The organism is Salinimicrobium catena, from assembly GCF_900102915.1.
GTDB classification, from domain to species: domain Bacteria; phylum Bacteroidota; class Bacteroidia; order Flavobacteriales; family Flavobacteriaceae; genus Salinimicrobium; species Salinimicrobium catena.
Map to the genome: position 1 here is coordinate 43,777 of NZ_FNGG01000001.1, position 22,633 is coordinate 66,409.

Sequence of the window (22,633 nt, forward strand, 5' to 3'; positions counted from 1 at the left end):
TCAGTAAACCTATTTATTTATTTCCTAATAAACAATTTATTTCTAAAAATCGGTTTGCTACCGATGTTTAAATATAGTTAAATTTCGTTCTTACGTTTGGTCTTGTACCAGCGCTCGGGGATGTTCTGATTGCAGGCGTCAATGTAATCCCCTTCAGTGCAAGGTAATAACGTATGGCGTTTTAATTTATTATTTTCAGAAGAGGTGAAGGGAATCTCTATCCACCATCGGCCGCTTACTGGGCTCTTATAAAACACCAGAATCTCATCATCTACCGGCACCTGATATTTTATAAACTCTTTTTTTGCCGAAATAGTATTTTCATTCTTCCTAAAATTAACTCCTTCAATAAAATACCAGAGTATTTGGGCGACGAGCATGCTCGAAGAAGGAAAGTTTAATTCCGAATCGATCTCATAGATACCAAAAGACGACACCTTATCACTGATCCCGGCATAGCGGGCCAAAGCACAGATCTCCTTTCCGTCAAACCCGTTGGGCGAAGTCAATCTATAGTTCCCCAGGGCACCTGCACTGACAGCTCCCATATCCAGCCCCACCAGGTTGGCGTCACGCATTACGGGCTCTACCATACTTATATCTCCCGAAACCTCTCCCAGACGATAGGCATCAAAAAAGAGTCTTTCCATGAGCTCTATCTCGTCCTGAGAATTGAAATAGGTCTGGTAGCCAAGATTGGAATAATTGAACAGGTTATAAGGTTTGTTCACTACTATTTTCCCCACATAAGATCTGTTGGTCAAAGCTTCGCTCGCATCCCCAAGGTCAAATCGGGAATCGACGTTCACCAGGTTCACCATCTGCTCCACCCCGTCATAGGCGCGGTACTGAGCATATATAAGGTCCTGTGAACCTCCAAGAATGACCGGAATAATGTTGTTTTTGAGCAGGTTGTTCACCACCGTTTGCACGGCAAAGAAAGTATCCTCCACAGATTCTCCGGGCTGTATGTCTCCCAGGTCGGCCATTTGCAAATGCCAGTTGCCGGGATACAGCTGATACAAGTTTCTGCGGATGTTGAAAAAGTCAAAAGGCTCTCCCGTTCGGTTCTCGTCCAGCCGGTCTTCGAGCACCCCAAAAAAGGCGATCTTCACCCCGTCAAGGTCAGGAAAGGCTTTTTCTTCGGAATGTATTTTAAGAGATGACCCTATACCCGGGCCTTGGGTAGCTTCAGCAACGAGTTGCTCATCTACCGGGGTAAAAAAATCATAATCCATTGATTATTTCTTTTTGGTCGCGGTTTTCTTTTTGGTGGCTGTCTTCTTCTTCGCAGTCTTCTTCTTCGGGGCTTTCTTTTCGATAAGGTCTTTTACCTCCTCTAAAGTAAGTTTTGCGGCATCAACCGTTTTTGGCAGCTCGATCTTGGTCTTTCCTTTGATGATATTCGATCTTCCCCACCTTGCCTTTTCCACGCGAATGCCTTCCTCTTCCCAGTTGTGGATCACCTTTTCACGCTCCTTGGCCAGCTTGTCCTCTATCAGCTCTTCGATATCTTCTGCGGAAAGATTGTCGAAATCATATTTCTTGTTGACATTGATGAACATGTCGTTCCACTTAAGATAAGGTCCAAAACGACCAACTCCTTTTTGCACCGGAAGGTCCTTATATTCATATATAGGAGCATCTGCCTTTTCTTTTGCTTTGATCAGTTCCAGGGCACGCTCCATGTTCACCTCGATAGGGTCTTCACCCTTATCAAGGGAAACGTATTTCTTTCCGTATTTCACATACGGCCCAAAACGTCCATTGTTGACCTCTACTTTTTCTCCTTTATACTCCCCAATTTCCTTCGGAAGTTTGAAGAGCTCCATAGCCTCTTCAAAAGTGACAGAATCTAAGGTTTGATCAGGAGAAAGGCTGGCAAATTTCGGTTTTTCCTCATCCTCTACAGACCCCATTTGCACCATAGGACCGAATTTACCCAGACGCACGCTCACAGGCTTTCCGGTATCGGGATCTTTTCCAAGGATGCGCTCCCCGACTTCACGCTCGGCATTTTCGGCGACATCTTTTACATGCGGATGGAAATCGTTGTAGAATTCCTTCATCATCCTGGTCCACTCCTCGTTCCCCTCGGCAATGTTATCAAAATCCTCTTCCACCTTTGCGGTAAAGTGATAATCCAGGATACTCGAAAAATGATTTACCAGGAAGTCGTTCACTACCATCCCTACATCCGTTGGCACCAGCTTTCCTTTATCCCTTCCAACGGTTTCCGAGAGTTTCTTTTCGCTCAACTTATCCTTTTTAAGAGAAAGCTGTACATATTCCCGCTCGGTACCGTCAACAGATCCTTTCTCGATATATTTTCGGTTCTGGATAGTAGAGATGGTTGGCGCGTAAGTAGAAGGACGGCCAATTCCCAATTCTTCAAGTTTCTTCACCAAAGAAGCTTCGGTATATCTGTATGGTGGCCGCGTGAACCTTTCGGTTGCGGTGATATATTCGTTTTCCAGTTTTTCATTCAGCTTAAGGGCTGGCAGCATCCCTTCCTGCTCCTGCACCTCATCATCCTCTTCATCCCTTCCTTCCAGGTACACTTTTAGGAATCCGTCAAATTTAAGCACCTCCCCATTGGCAGTGAATTGCTTGTCGTGCTTATCAGCTTCAATTTTTACATTAGTCCTTTCCAACTGAGCCTCGCTCATTTGGGAAGCGATCGCTCTTTTCCAGATCAATTCATACAGGCGCTGTTCATCCCTGTCCGCATTCACCGTGTGCTTCTCAAAATTGGTGGGGCGAATGGCCTCGTGAGCTTCCTGTGCTCCTTTTGATTTTCCTTTGAATTGCCTGCTCTTGCTGTATTTTTCCCCGTAAGCCTTGAGGATCTCATTTTTAGCGCCTTTTCTCGCATCATCAGAAAGGTTTACGCTGTCTGTCCTCATATAAGTAATATGACCGGCTTCATACAGGCGCTGGGCCATGGTCATGGTCTTGCTCACCGAAAAATACAGTTTTCGGGAGGCTTCCTGCTGCAGGGTCGAGGTGGTAAATGGCGGTGCAGGTGATTTTTTGGCCGGCTTGGTGGTAAGGTCGGCGACCTTGAAGTTCGCTCCCATGTTTTGGGAGAGGAACTGCTCGGCTTCGGTTTTGGTATCAAAGTTCTTCGGAAGCTTCGCCTTAAAGGTCTTTCCTTCTTCCGAAGTAAATTCGGCATCTATTCTAAAAGAGGCCTCCGGCTTGAAATTCTGTATCTCCCGCTCGCGTTCTACGATCAACCGTACAGAAACGGATTGCACCCTTCCGGCTGAAAGTCCGCCTTTCACCTTGCGCCAAAGCACCGGGGACAGCTCATAACCTACTAAACGGTCAAGCACCCTGCGGGCCTGCTGGGCGTTCACTAAATTGTAATTAATGTCACGCGGATTTTCGATCGCCTTCAGGATCGCCGATTTGGTGATCTCATGAAAAACGATGCGCTTGGTCTTTTTCTTGTCAAGATGCAGTTCTTCGGCCAGGTGCCATGCAATGGCCTCTCCCTCCCGGTCCTCATCACTGGCCAACCATACGGTCTCTGCATCCTTGGCCAGGCTCTTGAGCTTGCGCACCACGTCCTTCTTTTCTTTGGGCACTACATATTTAGGAGTAAAGTCTCCTTCTGTATCTACTGCCAGCTCTTTTGTTGGCAGGTCGGCAATATGACCAAAACTGGAGGCGACCTTATAGTCTTTACCCAGAAACTTTTCAATGGTCTTTGCCTTTGCAGGGGACTCTACAATCACTAAATTCTTTGCCATAGCATCTATTTTTGTTCTGCAAAAGTATAGGAAATTTTAAATATCAAATCCAAATTACATAAAAGGGGGGTTTCCCGAAGTTAAAAAACCCCTTAATTTCTTCCTGTCACTTTGTCACATCTCAACTAAAAACGTATCTTTGCGCGTTCAATTACCAAACGGTATTTTTTGATTATGGAGAAGATAATAGACGAAAAACAACAGGGGAATTCACTGGTCATGGAGCCGCAATCGGGTAACGGAAAGAAGTTGATGATAGAGAGTTACGGCTGCCAGATGAACTTTAGCGACAGTGAGATCGTAGCCTCCATCCTGGCCAAGGAAGGTTTCAATACCACCCAGTCACTTGAAGAGGCAGACCTTGTGCTTATCAATACCTGTTCTATTCGAGATAAAGCAGAGCAAACCGTGAGAAAGCGGCTTGAAAAATATAACGCGGTCAAAAAGATCAATCCGGGAATGAAAGTGGGCGTGCTTGGCTGTATGGCCGAACGTCTCAAAGCAAAATTCCTGGAAGAGGAAAAGATAGTTGACCTGGTGGTGGGGCCAGATGCCTATAAAGACCTGCCCAACCTCATCAATGAAGTGGAAGAAGGAAGGAACGCGGTGAACGTGATCCTTTCAAAAGATGAAACTTACGGAGACATTTCTCCCGTGCGGCTTCAGAGCAACGGAGTTTCAGCATTCGTTTCCATTACCCGTGGCTGTGACAACATGTGTACTTTCTGCGTGGTGCCTTTTACCCGCGGAAGGGAACGAAGCCGCGACCCGCAGAGCATCCTTGAAGAGGTGAACGACCTGGCAGCAAAAGGCTTTAAGGAGATCACTCTTTTGGGGCAGAACGTGGACAGCTACCTGTGGTATGGTGGCGGATTGAAAAAGGATTTCAAAAATGCTTCGGAAATACAAAAAGCGACAGCGACCAATTTTGCAGGATTATTAAAACTTGTTGCCGAAGCTCATCCTAAAATGAGGATCAGGTTCTCCACTTCCAATCCGCAGGACATGACCCTGGATGTGATCGAGACCATGGCAAAGTATCCGAACATTTGCCGATACATTCACCTTCCGGTGCAAAGCGGAAGCGACAGGATCCTAAAAGAGATGAACCGTCTTCATACCCGCCAGGAATATTTCGAACTAATAGACAACATCAGGAAACTGATGCCTGATTGTGCCATCTCTCAGGATATGATCACCGGCTTCCCTACAGAGACCGAAGAAGATCATCAGGACACGCTTTCTTTAATGGAGTATGTAAAATATGATTTCGGGTTCATGTTCGCTTATTCGGAAAGACCGGGAACCATGGCTGCGCGTAAACTTGAGGACGATGTGCCTGAAAAAGTTAAGAAAAGAAGGCTTACCGAGATCGTCAACCTGCAGCAGGAGCACAGTCATTACAGAACCAAACAGTTTTTAGGAAAGACCGTAGAAGTTCTCATTGAAAAAGAATCTAAAAAATCTAATCTTCACTGGAGCGGAAGAACAACTCAGAATACCGTTGCTGTATTTCCGAAGGAAAATTACAAGGTCGGGGATTTTGTGAACGTTAAGATAAACGACTGTACCAGCGCTACTTTAATAGGAGAAGCTGTGGGGTATAGTGAGAATAATTAGGAATTGGTGATCGGGGATTGGTGATCGGAAAAACAAAATTTTGAATTTTGAATCCTGAATTTTGAATTAACTAAATGGAAAGCGTACAAGCGATAAAACAACGTTTCGGCATTCTTGGAAATGACGAAAAACTAAACCGGGCGGTCGAAAAGGCCATTCAGGTGGCACCGACAGATATTTCTGTCCTGGTCACAGGGGAAAGCGGGGTTGGTAAGGAAAGTATCCCAAAGATCATTCACGCTCTTTCTCATCGCAAACACGGGAAATACATTGCCGTCAACTGCGGCGCGATCCCGGAAGGGACCATAGACAGTGAATTGTTCGGACATGAAAAAGGAGCTTTTACTGGTGCCACTCAAACCCGAAGCGGGTACTTTGAAGTAGCCGATGGGGGTACAATTTTCCTGGATGAAGTCGGGGAACTGCCACTTACAACCCAGGTAAGATTGCTAAGGGTGCTTGAGAACGGGGAATTCATAAAGGTGGGTTCCTCAAAGGTGCAGAAGACCAACGTGCGCATCGTGGCGGCCACCAACCTCAATATGTTCGAAGCGATCAAAAAAGAGAAATTCCGGGAAGATCTTTATTATCGTTTGAGTACGGTGGAGATCTATCTTCCGCCGTTAAGGGAGAGAAATGATGACATACATTTGCTCTTCAGGAAGTTCGCAGCCGATTTCGCCATGAAATACAAGATGCCAACCGTAAGGCTGGAAGAAGATGCCGTGGAACTGCTTCAAAAGTACCGCTGGAACGGGAACGTACGACAGCTGCGTAACATCGCAGAACAGATCTCGGTCCTGGAACAGGAGCGAAACATTAGCGCTTCTATATTGAAAGAATATCTTCCCGGGATAGGTACCAACCTGCCTGCGGTCATTGAAGAGAAGAAAAAGGAAAGCGACTTCAGCAATGAACGCGAGATCCTTTACAAGGTGCTTTTTGACATGAAGAGCGATCTGAATGACCTCAAGAAGCTGACTCTGGAGCTTATGAAGCATGACAGCAGCAAGGTAAAGGAAGAGCATGAAGGGCTCATTGAAAAGATCTACGGCAACAATGACGAGGAAGAAGTGGTGCCCGAAGAGGTAACCGACGAACAACTGGAAGTGCTTCAAATTCCGCAGAATAATGTGCCTGATAAGCAGGATAAATATTATTTTGCAGAGGAGATCGAGGAAGAGGAAACCCTTTCTTTGCAGGACAAAGAGCTGGAGCTTATCAAGAAATCTCTTGAGCGCCATAACGGCAAACGCAAGGCGGCTGCAGAAGAACTTGGAATAAGCGAACGCACCCTTTACCGAAAGATAAAACAATACGACCTTTAAAAGGCCTTTTCAAGACCTTATTATAATATGAGAAAATTACAAGCCCTCCTTTTTGTTCTGCTGATCTTCAGTTTTCAATCCTGCGGGATCTATTCCTTTTCTGGAGCCGATGTGGGGAACGCACAGACCTTCCAGGTGAACTATTTTCAGAATGCGGCCCCTATCGTAGAACCGGGAATTGACAGGACCTTCACCCTGCAATTACAGGATCTGATCCAAAGCCAGACCAATCTCAACCTTACCGATGAGAACGGAGACCTGGTTTACGAGGGGGAGATCGTGGATTACTACGTGGCACCCATGAGTGCCACCGCACAAAGTACAGCCGCTCAAAACCGGCTTACCGTGGTGGTGAACGTGAGGTTCTACAACACCCTTGATCCGGAAAAGGACATGGAGCGAAAGTTCTCTTTTTACTACGATTATCCGGCCAATGCCCAGCTCACGGGAGCTACCCTGGCAACGGCGCTGGAGGAGATCTTTACCCGTATAACCCAGGATATTTTTAACGCCACCCTTGCAAACTGGTAATGAAACAGGAGGAAATAACATATTTGCTACAAAATCCGGCGGCGGTCACTCTTGACCAGACGGCAGCCCTAAAAGAGGTTTTGCAGGAATATCCATATTTCCAGGCAGCCCGGGCGGTTAGGCTCAAGGGACTCAAAAATTCCAACAGCCTGCATTACAACAAGGCACTAAAGATCACCGCTGCCTACACCACAGACCGGGGAGTGTTTTTTGACCTCATCACATCGGAAGAGTTCAACCAGAACCAGATCGCCGAGCAGATACGCAAGCATGAGGAGCAGGAAAAAGAGCTTTCTGAAAAAGAGGAAGAGAATCTCACTTTAGACAAGGCTTTAAAAATGAAAATTCGGGAGTCTGAGCAGGTGTTCGATCCTGATCTTTTCAGAAAACAGGAAAAGACCGAAAAAGAAGAAGCCCGGCTGCAAATTGGTCGACCGCTCGACTTCAGCAAAGAAGAAAACCATTCTTTTTCTGAATGGCTTAAACTCTCTACCGCTACCCCGGTAAAACGGGATGAGGAACCTTCCGAAGAAAAAGACGATGATTTTAAGTCGCGCAAATTCGATTTGATCAATAAGTTCATTGCCAAGAACCCAAAGATAGCCCCGGTAAAAAGCAGTAAAAAAGCAAACATTGCCGAGGAGAACCTCATCTCGCCCGAAGCCCTTATGACAGAGACATTAGCGAGGGTTTACCTGGAGCAGAAAAATTACAAAAAAGCCATACAGGCATATAAAATTTTAATTTTGAAAAATCCGGAAAAAAGTGGTTTCTTTGCCGACCAGATCCGGGCGATCGAAAAATTACAAGAAAATAATAGTTAAGCATAATGAGCACGTTTACAATCTTTTTAGCATTAATCATTATCGTCGCATTTTTGCTGGTGGTAGTTATCATGGTACAAAATCCTAAAGGCGGAGGATTGTCTTCGGCATTTGGAGGAGGTGCTAACCAAATTGGCGGGGTTCAAAAGACCTCAGATTTCCTGGACAAAAGTACCTGGACATTGGCTACTTTGCTGCTGGTACTTATCCTGTTGTCAAACGTGACCATCATGGACGGGAACGGAATGGGAGAATCAAAGATCATGAATGGAGAGACCGAAGTTGAATCAAACGTTCCTGCTCCAATACAAACTCCTGTAGAAACACCTGCAGAAGAGAACTAAGAAAGAATTTATATCCTTTATTAATGCCGGCTTATGACAAGCTGGCATTTTTTTTTGGCATATGTCAGCAAAATTCAAGTGGCATAATTTTCGTCATATTGGGTATTCAAGTAAAAAAATTATTTAACTAAAATACAATCGTAAAATGGCACTAAACATTAAACCTCTTTCAGACAGAGTACTTGTTGAGCCTGTAGCCGCAGAAACCCAGACTGCCTCAGGTATTTACATTCCCGAAACTGCAAAAGAAAAGCCACAAAAAGGAAAAGTGGTAGCCGTAGGCAGTGGAAAAAAAGATCACGACATGACCGTCAAGGTTGGTGACACCGTGCTTTACGGAAAATACTCTGGTACCGAGCTTAAATTGGAAGGTAAGGATTACCTTATGATGAGAGAGGACGATATTCTTGCCATAGTATAATACTGTGGTTCCCGCCGCTCCCCTTCTTCAAATGAGCGGTTTTCCCTCAATTAAAAAACAACTAACTAATTCCCGAGAGGTTCGGGATAAAAAAATTAATTCAAAATGGCAAAAGACATAAAATTTGACATTGAAGCCCGTGACGGGATCAAACGCGGAGTAGACGCATTGGCGAACGCGGTAAAAGTAACTTTAGGTCCTAAAGGCCGTAACGTGATCATCAGCAAATCTTTTGGAGCCCCTTCAGTGACCAAAGACGGGGTGACCGTAGCAAAAGAGATCGAGCTGGAAGATGCTCTTGAGAACATGGGGGCGCAAATGGTGAAGGAAGTTGCCTCCAAGACCAACGACCTTGCCGGTGACGGTACTACCACTGCTACTGTTCTTGCACAGGCTATCGTAAAAGAAGGCCTTAAGAACGTGGCCGCCGGAGCAAACCCAATGGACCTGAAAAGAGGTATCGACAAGGCTGTTGAGGCTTTGACCGCGAACCTGAAAGACCAGACCCAGCAGGTGGGAGATTCTTCTGAAAAGATCAAGCAGGTTGCCTCTATTTCTGCGAACAATGATGACCAGATCGGGGAACTTATCGCTCAGGCTTTTGGAAAAGTTGGAAAAGAAGGCGTGATCACTGTTGAAGAAGCCAAAGGAACCGAAACGTACGTTGACGTGGTAGAAGGAATGCAGTTTGACCGCGGATACCTTTCTCCTTACTTCGTGACCAACAGCGAAAAAATGACCGCAGATCTTGAGAATCCATACATTCTTATCTTCGACAAGAAGATCTCTGCCATGAAAGACCTTCTTCCGGTACTTGAGCCGGTTGCGCAAAGCGGAAAGCCATTGTTGATCATCGCCGAAGATGTAGATGGGGAAGCTCTTGCTACCCTTGTGGTGAACAAATTGAGAGGTTCCTTGAAGATCGCTGCTGTTAAGGCCCCAGGATTTGGAGACAGAAGAAAAGCCATGCTTGAGGACATCGCTATCCTTACCGGTGGTACCGTGATCTCTGAAGAAAGAGGATTTACTCTTGAGAACGCAACCATCGACATGCTTGGTACTGCAGAAAAAGTGGCTATCGACAAGGATAATACCACTATCGTTAACGGTGCCGGAGAGAACGAAGCGATCCAGAACAGAGTGAACCAGATCAAAGCCCAGATGGAAACCACTACTTCTGATTATGATAAGGAAAAACTTCAGGAGCGTCTGGCGAAGTTAGCCGGAGGTGTTGCCGTACTATACGTAGGTGCAGCTTCAGAAGTTGAAATGAAGGAGAAGAAAGATCGTGTTGACGATGCGCTTCACGCGACCCGTGCGGCCGTAGAGGAAGGAATTGTTGCCGGAGGTGGTGTTGCCTTGGTACGTGCAAAAGCCGTACTTGCAAACCTTGAGGCTGCAAACGCCGATGAAGGTACCGGAATCCAGATCGTGAACCGCGCTATTGAAGCTCCATTGAGAACTATCGTAGAGAACGCCGGTGGTGAAGGTTCTGTGGTGATCAACAAGGTTCTGGAAGGTAAAGACAACTACGGATATGATGCGAAATCTGATTCTTTCGTAGACATGTTGAAAGCAGGTATTATCGATCCTAAGAAAGTGACCAGGGTAGCTCTTGAAAACGCTGCTTCTGTTGCCGGAATGATCCTTACTACCGAGTGTGCTTTGACCGACATCAAGGAAGAGAACGCAGGTGGCGGCGGAATGCCTCCAATGGGCGGCGGAATGCCGGGAATGATGTAAAATAGATTTGAGATGTGAGAATTGAGATATGAGATCTTGATTCTAATATCTGCAGATCATAGAAAAACCCGCTTTTAAAAAAGCGGGTTTTTTATTTTTCAGTAATGCATAGCACTGTCAACCACCACAAGCGCTTTTGTTGACTTCTTTAATTTTTCCGCAAGCTCCTAGCTTCAGAAAAAATGGAATTTGAAATTTGGAATTTGGCAATTTTGCTTTTTAAAGTTTTTCCTTCATAAAATCAAAAGCCCCTTTTCTCAAGTTGATCCCGTATTCCACATAAGCTTTTAAACTGGCGAGGAAATTGGCCCATCCTTCGGTGTTTTGTCCGTACCAGTTGATCCCTGCGGGGTCAACGTCCATTTTGCCTTCGGTTATCCTTACCAGAGTAGCGGGACCTTCTACCTTTTCCAGCCTTATCTCCACCTTTAGTTTTTGTCCTTTGGCCCCATCCCATTCAAAAGAGATGAATTCATTCGGTCTTACTTCTAAAATTTTCACGGGAAAAGCCTCTTCAAATTCAGGGAACTTCCAGTTGATGGTCTTCCCCTCCTCCATCTTGCCGGTGCTTTCAGAAATAAAATAATGAGACATATTAGAAGGATCGACTATGGCGTCAAAAACGGTTTTTTGAGCTTCATTTATCTGCAGCGCAGTCTTTATCTCAAGTTTTTCCATGGGTTTGGTCTTTATGATTAATAGTTCCTGAAAAGCGATTTTTCAATAGCATATTTAAAATAACATTTTTTTATAAATTGGGAGTCATTTAACCTGAATCTTCTAACACTTAATATCTACTTAATGAGAATTTTTTATTCGCTTTTATTTCTGCTGCTTACCCTGCCTGTGGCTGCGCAGAAAACATCCGAGTCATTCATCCCTGCTTCTGAAGTCGATACTTCTTACCTGGCTGCCGTAAAATGGCGGAATATAGGCCCTTTTCGGGGCGGTCGTTCGGCTGCGGTGACTGGGGTTTCCGGCAAGCCCAATCTTTATTACTTCGGAAGTACCGGAGGCGGCGTTTGGCGCACCACCGATGCCGGTAATAGCTGGGAGAATATATCTGACGGTTATTTTGGCGGCTCGATAGGCGCAGTGGCCGTAAGCGAATGGGACAATAATGTTATTTATGTGGGTGGCGGCGAAAAGACCGTCCGCGGAAACGTTTCCTACGGCTACGGAATGTGGAAATCTGTAGATGCCGGAAAAACCTGGCAGCAGAAAGGGCTTAAGAACTCCCGGCACATCTCACGGGTGCGCATTCATCCGAAGAACCCCGATCTGGTCTACGCGGCGGTAATGGGAGACCTTTACAAAAGCAGCGAAGAAAGAGGGGTTTATAAAAGTACAGACGGCGGAGATACCTGGAGAAAGGTGCTTTTTGCCAATGCCGATGCCGGGGCGGTAGACCTGGTGATGGATCCAAATAATCCAAGGATCCTATACGCCACGACCTGGAGGATAAGAAGGACTCCATACAGCCTTGAAAGTGGCGGCGAAGGAAGTGCGATGTGGAAAAGTACTGATGCCGGCGAGACCTGGCAGAACATTTCTTCCAATAAAGGTTTGCCCGAGGGCATCTGGGGAATTTCGGGTATCACCGTTTCCCCTGCCAATTCTGAGCGCGTTTATGCCATTATTGAAAATGAGAACGGAGGAGTCTTTCGATCTGACGACGCCGGCAAAACCTGGAACAAGGTCAATGATGACCGAAGCCTTAGGCAAAGAGCCTGGTACTACACCCGAATCTATGCCGACCCGGAAGAGGAAGACAAAGTATATGTGCTGAATGTAGATTACCACGTTTCCAGAGACGGAGGAAAATCATTTACTTCGAGTGCTGCCCCGCACGGCGATCACCACGACCTGTGGATCGCCCCCGAAAATAATCAGCGCATGATCATTGGAGACGATGGCGGCGCACAGGTAAGCTTTGATGCGGGAGAGAATTGGTCTACCTATCACAACCAGCCCACAGCGCAGTTCTACCGGGTAACTACAGACAATCATTTCCCTTACCGTATTTATGGGGCTCAGCAGGACAACTCCACCGTAAGAATACTGCACAGGACAGATGGCGGTGCCATTGATGAGAGCGACTGGGAATCTACCGCCGGGGGCGAATCGGCTCATATCGCTGTAGACCCGAAAAACAGTGACATTGTTTATGGCGGAAGTTATGGCGGTTTCCTCACCCGGGTGAACCATTCTACAAACGAGGTAAGGGCTATCAATGTGTGGCCCGACAATCCTATGGGACACGGAGCAGAAGGCATGAAATACCGCTTCCAGTGGAATTTCCCGATCTTCTTTTCTCCGCACGATCCTGATAAACTTTACACTGCCAGCAATCACCTGCACGTGACCACCAATGAGGGGCAAAGCTGGGAAGTGATAAGCCCCGACCTTACCCGGGCAGATACCACTAAGCTGGGACCGTCGGGTGGACCTATTACTAAAGACAACACCAGTGTAGAATATTACGCCACCATCTTTGCCGCCATTGAATCACCTTATGAAAAAGGTTTGCTTTGGACAGGATCTGATGATGGCCTCATCCACATGAGCCGGGACGGCGGTAAGACCTGGAACAATGTGACCCCAAAGAACCTTCCGGAGTGGCTGATGATCAACAGCCTTGAAGCCGATCATTTTACCAAGGGCGGACTATATCTTGCCGGTACCCGCTATAAACTTGGGGATTATCAGCCTTATCTATACAAGACCAACGATTACGGAAAGACCTGGAAAAAGATCACTAATGGGATTCCTTCCGATGATTTCACAAGGGTAGTGAGAGCCGATCCTGCACGAAAAGGGCTGCTCTATGCCGGGACAGAATCCGGAATGTATGTTTCCTTTGATGACGGAGCTACGTGGAAACCTTTTCAGCAGAATTTACCCATAGTACCCATTACCGACCTGGCGGTGAAGAACAACAACCTCATCGCGTCCACCCAGGGAAGAAGTTTCTGGCTGATCGACGACCTTACACCACTATACCAGCTGGATGATGAGCTGATGACGAAGCCAGTAAGCCTATTCAAGCCTATGGACAGTTACAGAATGGACGGAGGCTCCAGGGGACCGTCAAAAACTGCAGGCACCAATCATCCCGGTGGTGTCATGGTAAATTTCTTTGTAAAAGACACCACCACAGTAGATACGGTGCGGCTGGAATTCAGAAACAGCAGCGATGAACTGGTTACGGCTTACTCCACGCATCCTGAGAAAAAACAAAAGGAAGGCAAACTGGAGATCGAACCGGGAATGAACAACTTTAACTGGAACATGAGATATCCGGGAGCCGATACGTTTGACGGGATGGTGCTTTGGTGGTCTTCTATGGACGGACCCAAAGCCATACCAGGAAAATACAAAGTTGCCCTGATCACAGAGGATGCAGAAATAGAAAAGGAATTCAGCATTTTAAAAGATCCGCGTTCCACGGCAACCGAGGAAGATCTGATAGCCCAATTTGACTTTTTACAGTCGCTGGTAGATAAGATCAGTGAGACCCATAACGCCATTGAAGACCTGCGCACCACAAAAAGCCAGATCACTGAAGTGCTTGAACAGATAGAAGATGTTGAAAATGCTGAAAAAGTGAAAGAGCTCGGAAAGAGCATAAAGGAGAATCTTACCGCAGTTGAAGAACGCCTGTACCAGACCAAGAACAGGAGTAGGCAGGATCCTTTGAACTACCCCATTAGACTGAACAATAAACTCGCTCACCTGAATTCCCTGATGGCGGTTGGCGATTTTAGCCCTACAGATTCTGCTTTGAAGTTTCGCGATGAGATCTCAGAAGAGATCGATGAGGAACTGAACAAAATAAGGAAGATATACCAGGAGCAGGTTCCGGAGTTCAACGAGATGGTGAAAAACCTGGACTGGAACCCGGTAGAAGTTCAGGCCCTGCCTTAGGAAATTTAAATTAAAAAAAAGAGGCTGCAATTAAGCAGCCTCTTTTTGTTTTCTAAACGGTACTTCCGGCTTCTGTCTGTGGCACTTTCAATGCCAACTGCGCCTGCTGTAGATGCCGCTGGTTGTGGTAAATGACCACACGAAAAGCATCGCCCAGCTTGAGCCTTATAAATTTAGAAATACTTGTTGGCACCTTAGTCTTTACGAGATCCACTTTTTCCGCCGCCCGTAGCAGTTCCAGCATTTGATGTTGTTGTTTTATGAATTCCGAGATCACCTCAGAATCCAGATCTGCACCAATGGGATCCTTGTCGGCAAAGGTTTTCATCCTGTTCAGTTTTTCCTTCGGCAGCATGCTCTCAGCGAAATAATTCCCCAAAAATCGGCTTTTGAACAGTGCCTGGGGAGGATAGTCGCTTTTCCTGATCTGCTTTTCGATTTCGGGAAGATAAAATTCCCCGTAAAGATTGAGATGCTCGAGACACTCCAGCGCATTCCAGCTACCGGGTGTCGGCCGTTGTATAAGGTCTGTGTAGGATCTTTTATTCAGCTCTTCGGCAATGGCAATATGTTGCCGGGTACGGGATGTGAGATCTCCAAGGAGCTCCAGAGATGATATTTTCATAATTAGAAAGACCGTTTAAGTATCGGTCTCCTTTTTTTCATAAGAAACTGCCCAGTTTACCCCGTATTTATCGGTGCACATTCCGTAGTAACTGCCCCAGAACACATCTCCTATCTGCAAAATGATCTTTCCTTCTCCTGAGAGCGTTTCAAAAAAGCGGTCTGCATCTTCCTTTGTCTTTGCAGTGATAGAAAGAGTTATGTTATTACCGGCAACCAAAGCCGGGCTCCAGTCATCGTCTGAATCGCTTCCCATAAGAATGGTCTGTTCACCAATGGGCAAAGCAATGTGAGTGATCTTGTTCATCTTATATTCAGGTACGATCACTCCTTCATCAGATTGCATGTCAGAGAACCTGCCAACTGACAGGAACTCTCCTCCAAAAACTGATCTATAGAAGTTAAAAGCTTCCTCGCAATTTCCTGGAAAAGTCAAGTAGGGATTTAATTTTTCCATTTTTAACTGAATTTCAATTCTTTACATCCTATCTAATTTACATTTTAAATTGAATTAGCGGAAAAAATTCAGAAAAAAAATGAAGAAAATTTCGTGCAACAAAAAACCCTCCGCCAGGCGAAGGGTTCATTTATTCTATTATCAAATCCCAGATCAGGAAACCGCCTTTAATCGCTTGATACCGGATTTATCCAGTTTCTCTTCGGCATATTCCCTGGTAACCTCCAGGCTGTTGCTCTTGCTCTCTGGCATTTCGAACATCGCATCGGTAAGGATGGCTTCACACAAGGAACGCAGTCCTCTTGCCCCCAGTTTGTACTCTATCGCCTTCTCCACGATATAATCCAAAGCCTCATCGGTAATGGTGAAGTCAATATCGTCCATCTCGAACAGTTTTTGATACTGCTTGATAATGGCATTTTTGGGCTCGGTAAGTATAGAGCGTAGGGTTTTCTTGTCAAGCGGGTTCATATGGGTTAGCACCGGAAGACGCCCAATGATCTCGGGGATCAATCCAAAGTCCTTAAGATCTTTTGGAATGATATACTTGAGAAGGTTCTCTCTCTCAATGGCATCATCGCTTTTAGAAGCGCTAAACCCAACGGCCTGCATGTTCAGTCTTTTACTGATATTTCTTTCGATGCCGTCAAAAGCCCCTCCGGTCACGAAAAGTATATTTTCGGTATCCACTTCTATGAACTTCTGGTCGGGATGCTTTCTACCTCCTTTGGGCGGTACGTTCACCGTGGTTCCTTCCAGAAGCTTTAGCAATGCCTGCTGCACCCCTTCTCCCGAAACATCCCGGGTAATGGAAGGATTGTCGCTCTTACGTGCGATCTTGTCTATTTCGTCAATGAACACGATCCCGTGCTGAGCCTTTTCCAGGTTGTAGTCGGCTGCCTGAAGTAAACGGGTAAGGATGCTTTCCACATCTTCTCCCACGTAACCGGCTTCGGTCAAAACGGTAGCATCCACGATCGCCAAAGGAACGTTCAGCATCTTGGCGATGGTCTTTGCCATGAGGGTCTTCCCGGTTCCGGTCTCCCCCACCATAATGATGTTACTCTTCTGGATCTCGATATCCTCATCGCTAACGGGCTGCAGCAGCCTTTTGTAGTGATTATAGACCGCCACCGAAAGCACTTTTTTGGTGTGCTCCTGCCCAATCACGTACTGGTCCAAAAAGGCCTTTATCGCCTGTGGCTTCCGCAGTTTTAATTCTGAAGAGAGCTCACTAGTACCTTCCTGTTTTGACTCTTCGATAACGATACCATGAGCCTGTTCAATGCAGCGGTCGCAAATATGCGCGTCCAGCCCGGCGATGAGCAGGTTGGTTTCAGGTTTTTTCCTTCCACAAAAGGAACATTCTAATTCTTCTTTTGCCATAACTTTTTTATTGTTGTCTCCCTTAGGAGACTATCTCTTTCATTCTTTAAAAAGGCTCTTTAGGACCTCGTTAAAATTTCATCTATCATTCCGTATTCCAAAGCCTTATCTGCCTTCATCCAGTAATCACGGTCACTATCTTCCTCGATCTTCTCATAAGGCTGACCCGAGTGCTTGGCGATGATCTCATACAGTTCCTTTTTTAGGGTAAGGATCTCACGGGCTGTGATCTCAATGTCACTGGCCTGGCCCTGAGCTCCGCCTAAAGGCTGGTGGATCATCACTCTTGAATGCGGCAGACCGCTTCTTTTTCCTTTTTCACCGGCACACAAAAGAACGGCTCCCATAGAGGCGGCCATCCCTGTACAAATAGTGGCAACATCGGGTTTTATGAACTGCATGGTATCATAGATCCCGAGACCTGCGTAAACGCTTCCTCCCGGTGAGTTGATATATATCTGGATGTCTTTGGAGGCATCTGTGCTTTCTAAAAACAACAACTGTGCCTGAATAATATTGGCTACCTGATCGTTAATGGCCGTTCCCAGGAAGATGATACGGTCCATCATCAATCTTGAGAAAACATCAAAAATAGCAATGTTCATCTGCCTTTCTTCAATGATGTTGGGGGTCATTCCCAGCGGGTTCATGCTGCTAATTATCTGGTTGTAATAATTGGAGTTGATCCCGTGATGCTTGGTAGCATATTTTTCGAATTCTTTTCCGTAATCCATTTAAAAAATGTTTTTCTGTTTTTTGTTGTTCATGCCGCTTTCAGGCAGCTGTTTTAATTGCCAAAAAAGGCGTTATTCCTGTAGAACCGGAATAACGCCCTTAAAGATAACTATTAATTTAGAAAAGTTCTATTGATAAACCTCTTTAACAAATTCTTCATACGTTACCTCTTTCTCCTTAAGGTTTACCTTCTCCTTATAGAGCTCAAGTAACTTCTGGTTCATCAATTGCTCAGACAAACGCTTCACTTCATCCTGACGGGACAAAATACGTGCTGCGATATCGTCAAGCTCTTTATCATCAGGGTTCATCTGGCCAAACTGCGCCATTTGCTCCTTGATCCTTTCTTTAGCGAAAGCTTTAAGATCTTCGAATTTCACCTGCAGGTCATGCTCGGCGATCAGTTTTCCTTCGATCAACTGGAAACGAAGCCCTTTTTCGCTTTTTTCATATTCTTCTTTAGCCTCTTCTGCGGAAAGTTCTTTTTCTCCGGCAGTCTGGATCCACTTCTGAAGGAATTCCTTCGGAAGGTCAAAAGAGGTGTTTTCGATCAACATTTCGGTCACATCGTTAAGCAACTGCTGGTCGCTTTGCTGCTCGAACTGCTTGGCCGCATCTTCCTTGATCTTTTCCTTAAGTTCGGTAACCGAAGTAACTTCTCCTTTTCCGAAGAGCTTATCGAACAATTCCTGGTCAAGGTCTGCCAATTCTTGCTGATTCACTTCAGAAACAGTGAATTCAACCTCAACATCAAGGTCATGCGCCTTGTCATGCTCCACTTGAAGGAACTCCATAAGATCGTGCTCGTCCTCAAAAAGACCTTTGGTCTTGAGTTTGATCACGTCTCCGGCTTTTGCCCCAATGAACTTGTCTTTGTTCTTCTTTCCTTTGATCTTATCTAGCGGAAGGGTTGCTCTGGCATCGATCCCTTCTTCTTCATTTTTGAAAGTACCGGTCACCTGGTCACCTTCTTCGGCAGTTTCTTTGGAAACCAGTTTCCCGTACTGCTTTTGAATGGTCTTAACCTGGTTCTCGATCATCTCATCACCGGCCACGATCTTGTAATGGGTGATAGGTTCTTTGTTATCAAGGCTTACTTCGAATTGCGGAGAAAGCCCAAGTTCGAATTCGAAGGTATAGGTTTCGCTATCCCAGTCGAAGTTTTCCTGCTCTTTAGGTAACGGATTTCCAAGAACATCCAGTTTTTCTTCGGTAAGGTACTTATTAAGGGCATCCTGAAGCAACTTGTTCACTTCGTCTACCAATACTGCCTTTCCGTACTGCTTCTTCACCATCCCCATAGGCACGTGCCCTTTCCTGAAACCGGGAATATTGGCATTCTTCCGGTAGTCTTTTAAAACCTTTTCAACTTTGCTGCTGTAGTCTTCTTTGGCTATGTCAACCTTTACTACCGCATTAAGTTCATCAATGTTCTCTCTCGTTATATTCATTATAAACTCTTATAAAAATTGGTTTGCAAAAGTACAACTTTTTTAAGAGCAAGCAAAGTTTCAATTTCCTGAAATTCAGAAGGCTTTATTTCCTTTCAGCCAAAGAGAAAAGAAGAGATTGGAAAATGGACAGCAGAATACTGAACAACACCGCGATCCAGAATCCCGATACATCAAATCCGTCCACAAAGGCATCTGCCAGGAGGATGATAATGGCATTGATAACAATGAGAAAAAGACCGAAAGTGAGAATGGTAACCGGCAGGGTGAAAAGAATAAGAATTGGCTTAACAATAAGGTTGAGCAAAGCCAGCACCAGGGCCACAATAATGGCGGTAAGATAACCGGCAACTGTCACACCGGGTAGGAATTTGGCCAGGAAAACCACTACTACAGCGGTAAGGAGTATGCGAAGAATAAAGATCATTTTGGTTAGATTTTAACCCTAAGATACACTTTCAAAATAAAAACGCCGGAAAAAATTTCCGGCGTTTTCTAATTTCAATTTTGTAGGAACCTACTGGGCAACATTGTTACTCACAGTAATTGTTCCGTAGTTGCTAATATTAACTTTAGGCACAGTGGCACCATAAGTTTCATTGATCGCATCGATCATGCGGTTAGCAAGCAATGCTGAAGCCCGCGGAGTAAGGTGGATCCCGTCAAGAGAAAAAGCACCTCCAGTCGCAAATTCTGCGGTAAGCGTACCTTCATCATATGGAATTCCTCCAGAAGCAAGCTCCTGGATGATCTCATTCACATCTACATAAGCCAATCCTTTTGATTGGGCTATTCCCTGAATCGCAGTGTTGAATTGAGTGCGAGCAGTATTTAAGATCTCCACTTCATCAGTAGTAAGCACATACCGGTCGGCCATAGGAAGGGTAATACCCCTAACAGATAATTGTCCAGCTTCTTCCTGTGACAATCCTACAGCCATCCATGCTGCTAAGACTTCCATATCTATTTCTGAAATTGCACTGGCACTGGTTAACAGAACACGATCTCCTGGAGTCGCCTGCCGAACCTGACCATATTGCTGACCATACTGCTCAGCAACAGCTTCTGGATAACCAGCCTGCATCAAAGCGCCCTTGATCTGGGCTGATATGTCAGTTAAAGACTCATCCTTTATCACTAATGGACTTGCTCCTGCCGGATCAAATTCTATAGTGAACTCAGTATCAGCGATCTTATTCCCTTCTGCGTCGAACTCTTGAGTATTTCTTACTGCTGAAATGATCTGATTAAGACCTGCAAAAGAAGCATTCAAAGTTGGGATCATAGGTCCAAACTCAGGATTTGTGGGATCTAATGGTGCATAGGGCACACGGGTAAAGAATGGCGCAACAGTAACATCGGGTACAGCATTCACCACGCCTTCTTCGGCACCGGCAGCTATAAGAGCATCTACAACCTGAGAATATACTCCTGCGAACAACTGTGAGTCTGTAATATCATCAGAATCGTAAGAAGAAGCATCTAAATTTCCTGTTTGAGCAATTCCTGTACCTCCAGAAGTAGCAAAACTCAAGATATCGTTCTTTCCTATCCATAGACTGAAGAAGGTTGGGTTTTGTGCCACGGCATCTCCAAGGATAGTGGCATTAGGAGCAGAAGCGAAACGAACGAAATATGGGTTTGCAGTTCCTGCTTCCAGATTGGCGGCATTTCCATAACCTTCAGCAAATAAATGAAAACTCTTCATCCCAGGCACCCCCATATTATTAAAGGGACCCGAAAGTACGTTTGTAATTTCAGTTGTGGGAGTTTCATTAAGATTTTTAGGCATTGGATTTCCCTCGTTGTCGAAGGCTAAAACCAATCGGGTATTGGCTCTTTGTTCACCCGCAATTAAAAATCCTCCATAGTTATCGGCCATTAAAGGCTGGGTGAAATCTCCCCCACCAACTTTAGCGAATTGCTGTGCCATGATGTTGGGATAAGATGCTTCTTGTGCACTTATGTACAAAGCATTGTCTGCATACCCTGAGGTAATGGAATTCCCTATTGCCACAAAATTAGAGAAATCTGCTTCCCCGCTTGTATACGCGTCATTCGCGTCTACCGGATTTTCGAATTCCGGCTCACAGGCAACCATTCCCAAAGCAAGAATTCCGATGTATTTTATATAATTTTTCATTGTATAGAAATCTTTTATTAAAGTTTATAAGTCACACCCAGGCCAGGAATAAAGGCCACAGATTTATAGGTTCCACCAAAAGGAGCACCCTGATATTCGGGAAACTCCTGTGGATCTGGGCTGTAAGTAGCATCAACCTCATCAAATCTTATATATGCGAATGAAGCATCTATGGCCAGTTTTGAGGTGACATCCAGAGAAAGTCCGCCGGTGAAGCCCATGGAATCATTTCTTGGAGTTTCAGGGGCAAAATACCCTTCCTGTACAGGTGATTCATCATAATAATACCCTGCTCTTAATACCAGTTTATCGGTCGCAGTATACTGTGCTCCAAATCTCCAGGTATTGGAATCTTTGTAATTACGTGGGTTTTTGGAATCCGGGATATTCGGATCTGCAAAATCAAGATCTAAGGACCTATAGACTTCCCAGAAAGTACGATTAAAATCAAATGCAAAAAGCCATTTATCATCAAACTGATAAGAGGCACCAACGGTCAATTCTGCCGGCAAAGGCAAAGAGGCGTCAAACGTGGTATCACGGAACGGAGTCATTGGAGAGTTTGGAATGTTTTCAAAATCTGCACTACCGCCTTCAGCATTCATCATGATCTCTGAACGATAGTTAACCCCAAACTTAAGATCATCACTAGCCACGAACATGGCACTCGCACTCCAACCCCATTCATTCACTCCCGAAGCATCTACAGTTACGTTTGAACGATTTCCCTCCTCATCGGTAAGGGTTCTGGTAAGGTTACGGTTAAAGTTAACGGCACCGGTCACGAAGATAGGACCACCTCCAAGGCTAAGGAAGTCGGTCACTTTTACAGAAACCAAAGGCTGTACATAAATTGCCTGTAACTCTATATTATTTACGAGGTGTGATCCTGGCCAGTCTTGCTCCCACTCAACCGTACTACCGTAAGGAGTGTAAACACTAAGACCAACAGAGACCCAGTCTCTTAATTTGTAAGACGCATTGATGTAGAAAGGAGTACCAACAGGGTTGTCTGTGCGGGCTATATCCCCGGTTTCCTGATTTTGCCAGGCCACATCGGAAAAAATAGCACTGGCCCCTGCCGATATTGTAAGTTTATTCTCAAGGTAGACTAACCCGGACGGGTTAAAGAATCCTAATTCGGCACTGTTAACGACCGCCACCCCTGTGTGTCCCATCGCCAGGGCTCGCTGCCCCTGAACACTTACGCGGTAACCGCCGGCATAAGTCACGGCACTTGCCAAAGCAAATACCGCCAGAAATAAAAATTTTCTCATAATTGCAATTGTAGATTAAAGTATGGATAATGGGTCAAAAATAGCATAAAATGGGGATTACGCA

The 22,633-nt window shown here is 45.4% G+C and carries 19 protein-coding genes; 8 read left to right on the plus strand and 11 right to left on the minus strand.

What is annotated here, in order from left to right; translation table 11 throughout:
* Window positions 1–77 precede the first annotated feature (77 nt).
* Together BLS64_RS00215 and topA are read right to left on the minus strand one after the other, a co-directional pair.
* Window positions 78–1,238, minus strand: a complete 1,161-nt coding sequence (locus tag BLS64_RS00215) for a formimidoylglutamase (protein WP_093110572.1) — start codon at window positions 1,236–1,238, stop codon at window positions 78–80.
* A 3-nt stretch (window positions 1,239–1,241) separates the two neighbouring features.
* Window positions 1,242–3,758 (minus strand): type I DNA topoisomerase, encoded by a 2,517-nt coding sequence (topA, locus tag BLS64_RS00220; RefSeq protein WP_093110574.1) that lies wholly within the window; start codon window positions 3,756–3,758, stop codon window positions 1,242–1,244.
* A 174-nt stretch (window positions 3,759–3,932) separates the two neighbouring features.
* On the opposite strand from topA, the gene miaB reads away from it, so the two are divergent.
* From miaB to groL, 7 genes are all read left to right on the plus strand, one after another.
* Window positions 3,933–5,378 (plus strand): tRNA (N6-isopentenyl adenosine(37)-C2)-methylthiotransferase MiaB, encoded by a 1,446-nt coding sequence (miaB, locus tag BLS64_RS00225; RefSeq protein ID WP_093110576.1) that lies wholly within the window; start codon window positions 3,933–3,935, stop codon window positions 5,376–5,378.
* A 74-nt stretch (window positions 5,379–5,452) separates the two neighbouring features.
* Complete coding sequence (locus tag BLS64_RS00230; RefSeq protein ID WP_093110578.1) at window positions 5,453–6,706, plus strand: sigma-54 interaction domain-containing protein; 1,254 nt, start codon at window positions 5,453–5,455, stop codon at window positions 6,704–6,706.
* A gap of 27 nt (window positions 6,707–6,733) precedes the next feature.
* Window positions 6,734–7,237: an LptE family protein gene (locus BLS64_RS00235; protein ID WP_093110580.1), complete on the plus strand. Its 504-nt coding sequence runs from the start codon at window positions 6,734–6,736 to the stop codon at window positions 7,235–7,237.
* Complete coding sequence (locus BLS64_RS00240) at window positions 7,237–8,061, plus strand: hypothetical protein (RefSeq protein ID WP_093110582.1); 825 nt, start codon at window positions 7,237–7,239, stop codon at window positions 8,059–8,061. Before BLS64_RS00235 ends, BLS64_RS00240 begins: the two co-directional genes overlap by 1 nt.
* Window positions 8,062–8,066: 5 nt before the next feature.
* Window positions 8,067–8,405, plus strand: coding sequence for a preprotein translocase subunit SecG (gene secG, locus BLS64_RS00245; RefSeq protein WP_093110584.1), 339 nt, complete (start codon window positions 8,067–8,069; stop codon window positions 8,403–8,405).
* A gap of 145 nt (window positions 8,406–8,550) precedes the next feature.
* On the plus strand, window positions 8,551–8,826 hold the full coding sequence (locus BLS64_RS00250) for a co-chaperone GroES (protein ID WP_093110586.1): 276 nt from the start codon (window positions 8,551–8,553) through the stop codon (window positions 8,824–8,826).
* 105 nt (window positions 8,827–8,931) lie between these two features.
* The gene (gene groL / locus BLS64_RS00255; protein ID WP_093110588.1) at window positions 8,932–10,569 is read left to right on the plus strand and encodes a chaperonin GroEL; all 1,638 of its coding nucleotides are present in this window, start codon (window positions 8,932–8,934) and stop codon (window positions 10,567–10,569) included.
* A gap of 219 nt (window positions 10,570–10,788) precedes the next feature.
* Here groL and BLS64_RS00260 read toward each other — a convergent pair whose 3' ends face one another.
* Entirely contained in the window at window positions 10,789–11,247 is a 459-nt protein-coding gene (locus BLS64_RS00260; RefSeq protein ID WP_093110590.1) for an SRPBCC domain-containing protein, read from the minus strand.
* A 123-nt stretch (window positions 11,248–11,370) separates the two neighbouring features.
* On the opposite strand from BLS64_RS00260, the gene BLS64_RS00265 reads away from it, so the two are divergent.
* Window positions 11,371–14,496, plus strand: coding sequence for a WD40/YVTN/BNR-like repeat-containing protein (locus tag BLS64_RS00265; RefSeq protein ID WP_093110592.1), 3,126 nt, complete (start codon window positions 11,371–11,373; stop codon window positions 14,494–14,496).
* A 52-nt stretch (window positions 14,497–14,548) separates the two neighbouring features.
* On the opposite strand, the gene BLS64_RS00270 is transcribed toward BLS64_RS00265, so the two are convergent.
* The 8 genes from BLS64_RS00270 to BLS64_RS00305 form a co-directional block, all read right to left on the minus strand.
* Window positions 14,549–15,121, minus strand: coding sequence for a DinB family protein (locus BLS64_RS00270; RefSeq protein WP_093110594.1), 573 nt, complete (start codon window positions 15,119–15,121; stop codon window positions 14,549–14,551).
* Between the two features lie 15 nt (window positions 15,122–15,136).
* A complete protein-coding gene (locus BLS64_RS00275) occupies window positions 15,137–15,577 on the minus strand; it encodes a VOC family protein (protein ID WP_093110596.1) in 441 nt (146 codons plus the stop codon).
* Window positions 15,578–15,730: 153 nt separating this feature from the next.
* Window positions 15,731–16,963 (minus strand): ATP-dependent Clp protease ATP-binding subunit ClpX, encoded by a 1,233-nt coding sequence (gene clpX / locus BLS64_RS00280; protein ID WP_093110598.1) that lies wholly within the window; start codon window positions 16,961–16,963, stop codon window positions 15,731–15,733.
* Window positions 16,964–17,022: 59 nt separating this feature from the next.
* Window positions 17,023–17,697 (minus strand): ATP-dependent Clp endopeptidase proteolytic subunit ClpP, encoded by a 675-nt coding sequence (gene clpP / locus BLS64_RS00285; RefSeq protein WP_093110600.1) that lies wholly within the window; start codon window positions 17,695–17,697, stop codon window positions 17,023–17,025.
* Window positions 17,698–17,826: 129 nt separating this feature from the next.
* Window positions 17,827–19,149, minus strand: coding sequence for a trigger factor (gene tig, locus BLS64_RS00290; protein ID WP_093110602.1), 1,323 nt, complete (start codon window positions 19,147–19,149; stop codon window positions 17,827–17,829).
* Window positions 19,150–19,234: 85 nt separating this feature from the next.
* Complete coding sequence (locus BLS64_RS00295; protein ID WP_093110604.1) at window positions 19,235–19,576, minus strand: phage holin family protein; 342 nt, start codon at window positions 19,574–19,576, stop codon at window positions 19,235–19,237.
* Between the two features lie 90 nt (window positions 19,577–19,666).
* Window positions 19,667–21,292: an SGNH/GDSL hydrolase family protein gene (locus BLS64_RS00300; protein WP_093110606.1), complete on the minus strand. Its 1,626-nt coding sequence runs from the start codon at window positions 21,290–21,292 to the stop codon at window positions 19,667–19,669.
* Window positions 21,293–21,309: 17 nt separating this feature from the next.
* Entirely contained in the window at window positions 21,310–22,569 is a 1,260-nt protein-coding gene (locus tag BLS64_RS00305) for an OmpP1/FadL family transporter (RefSeq protein ID WP_093110608.1), read from the minus strand.
* Between the last annotated feature and the right edge of the window lie 64 nt (window positions 22,570–22,633).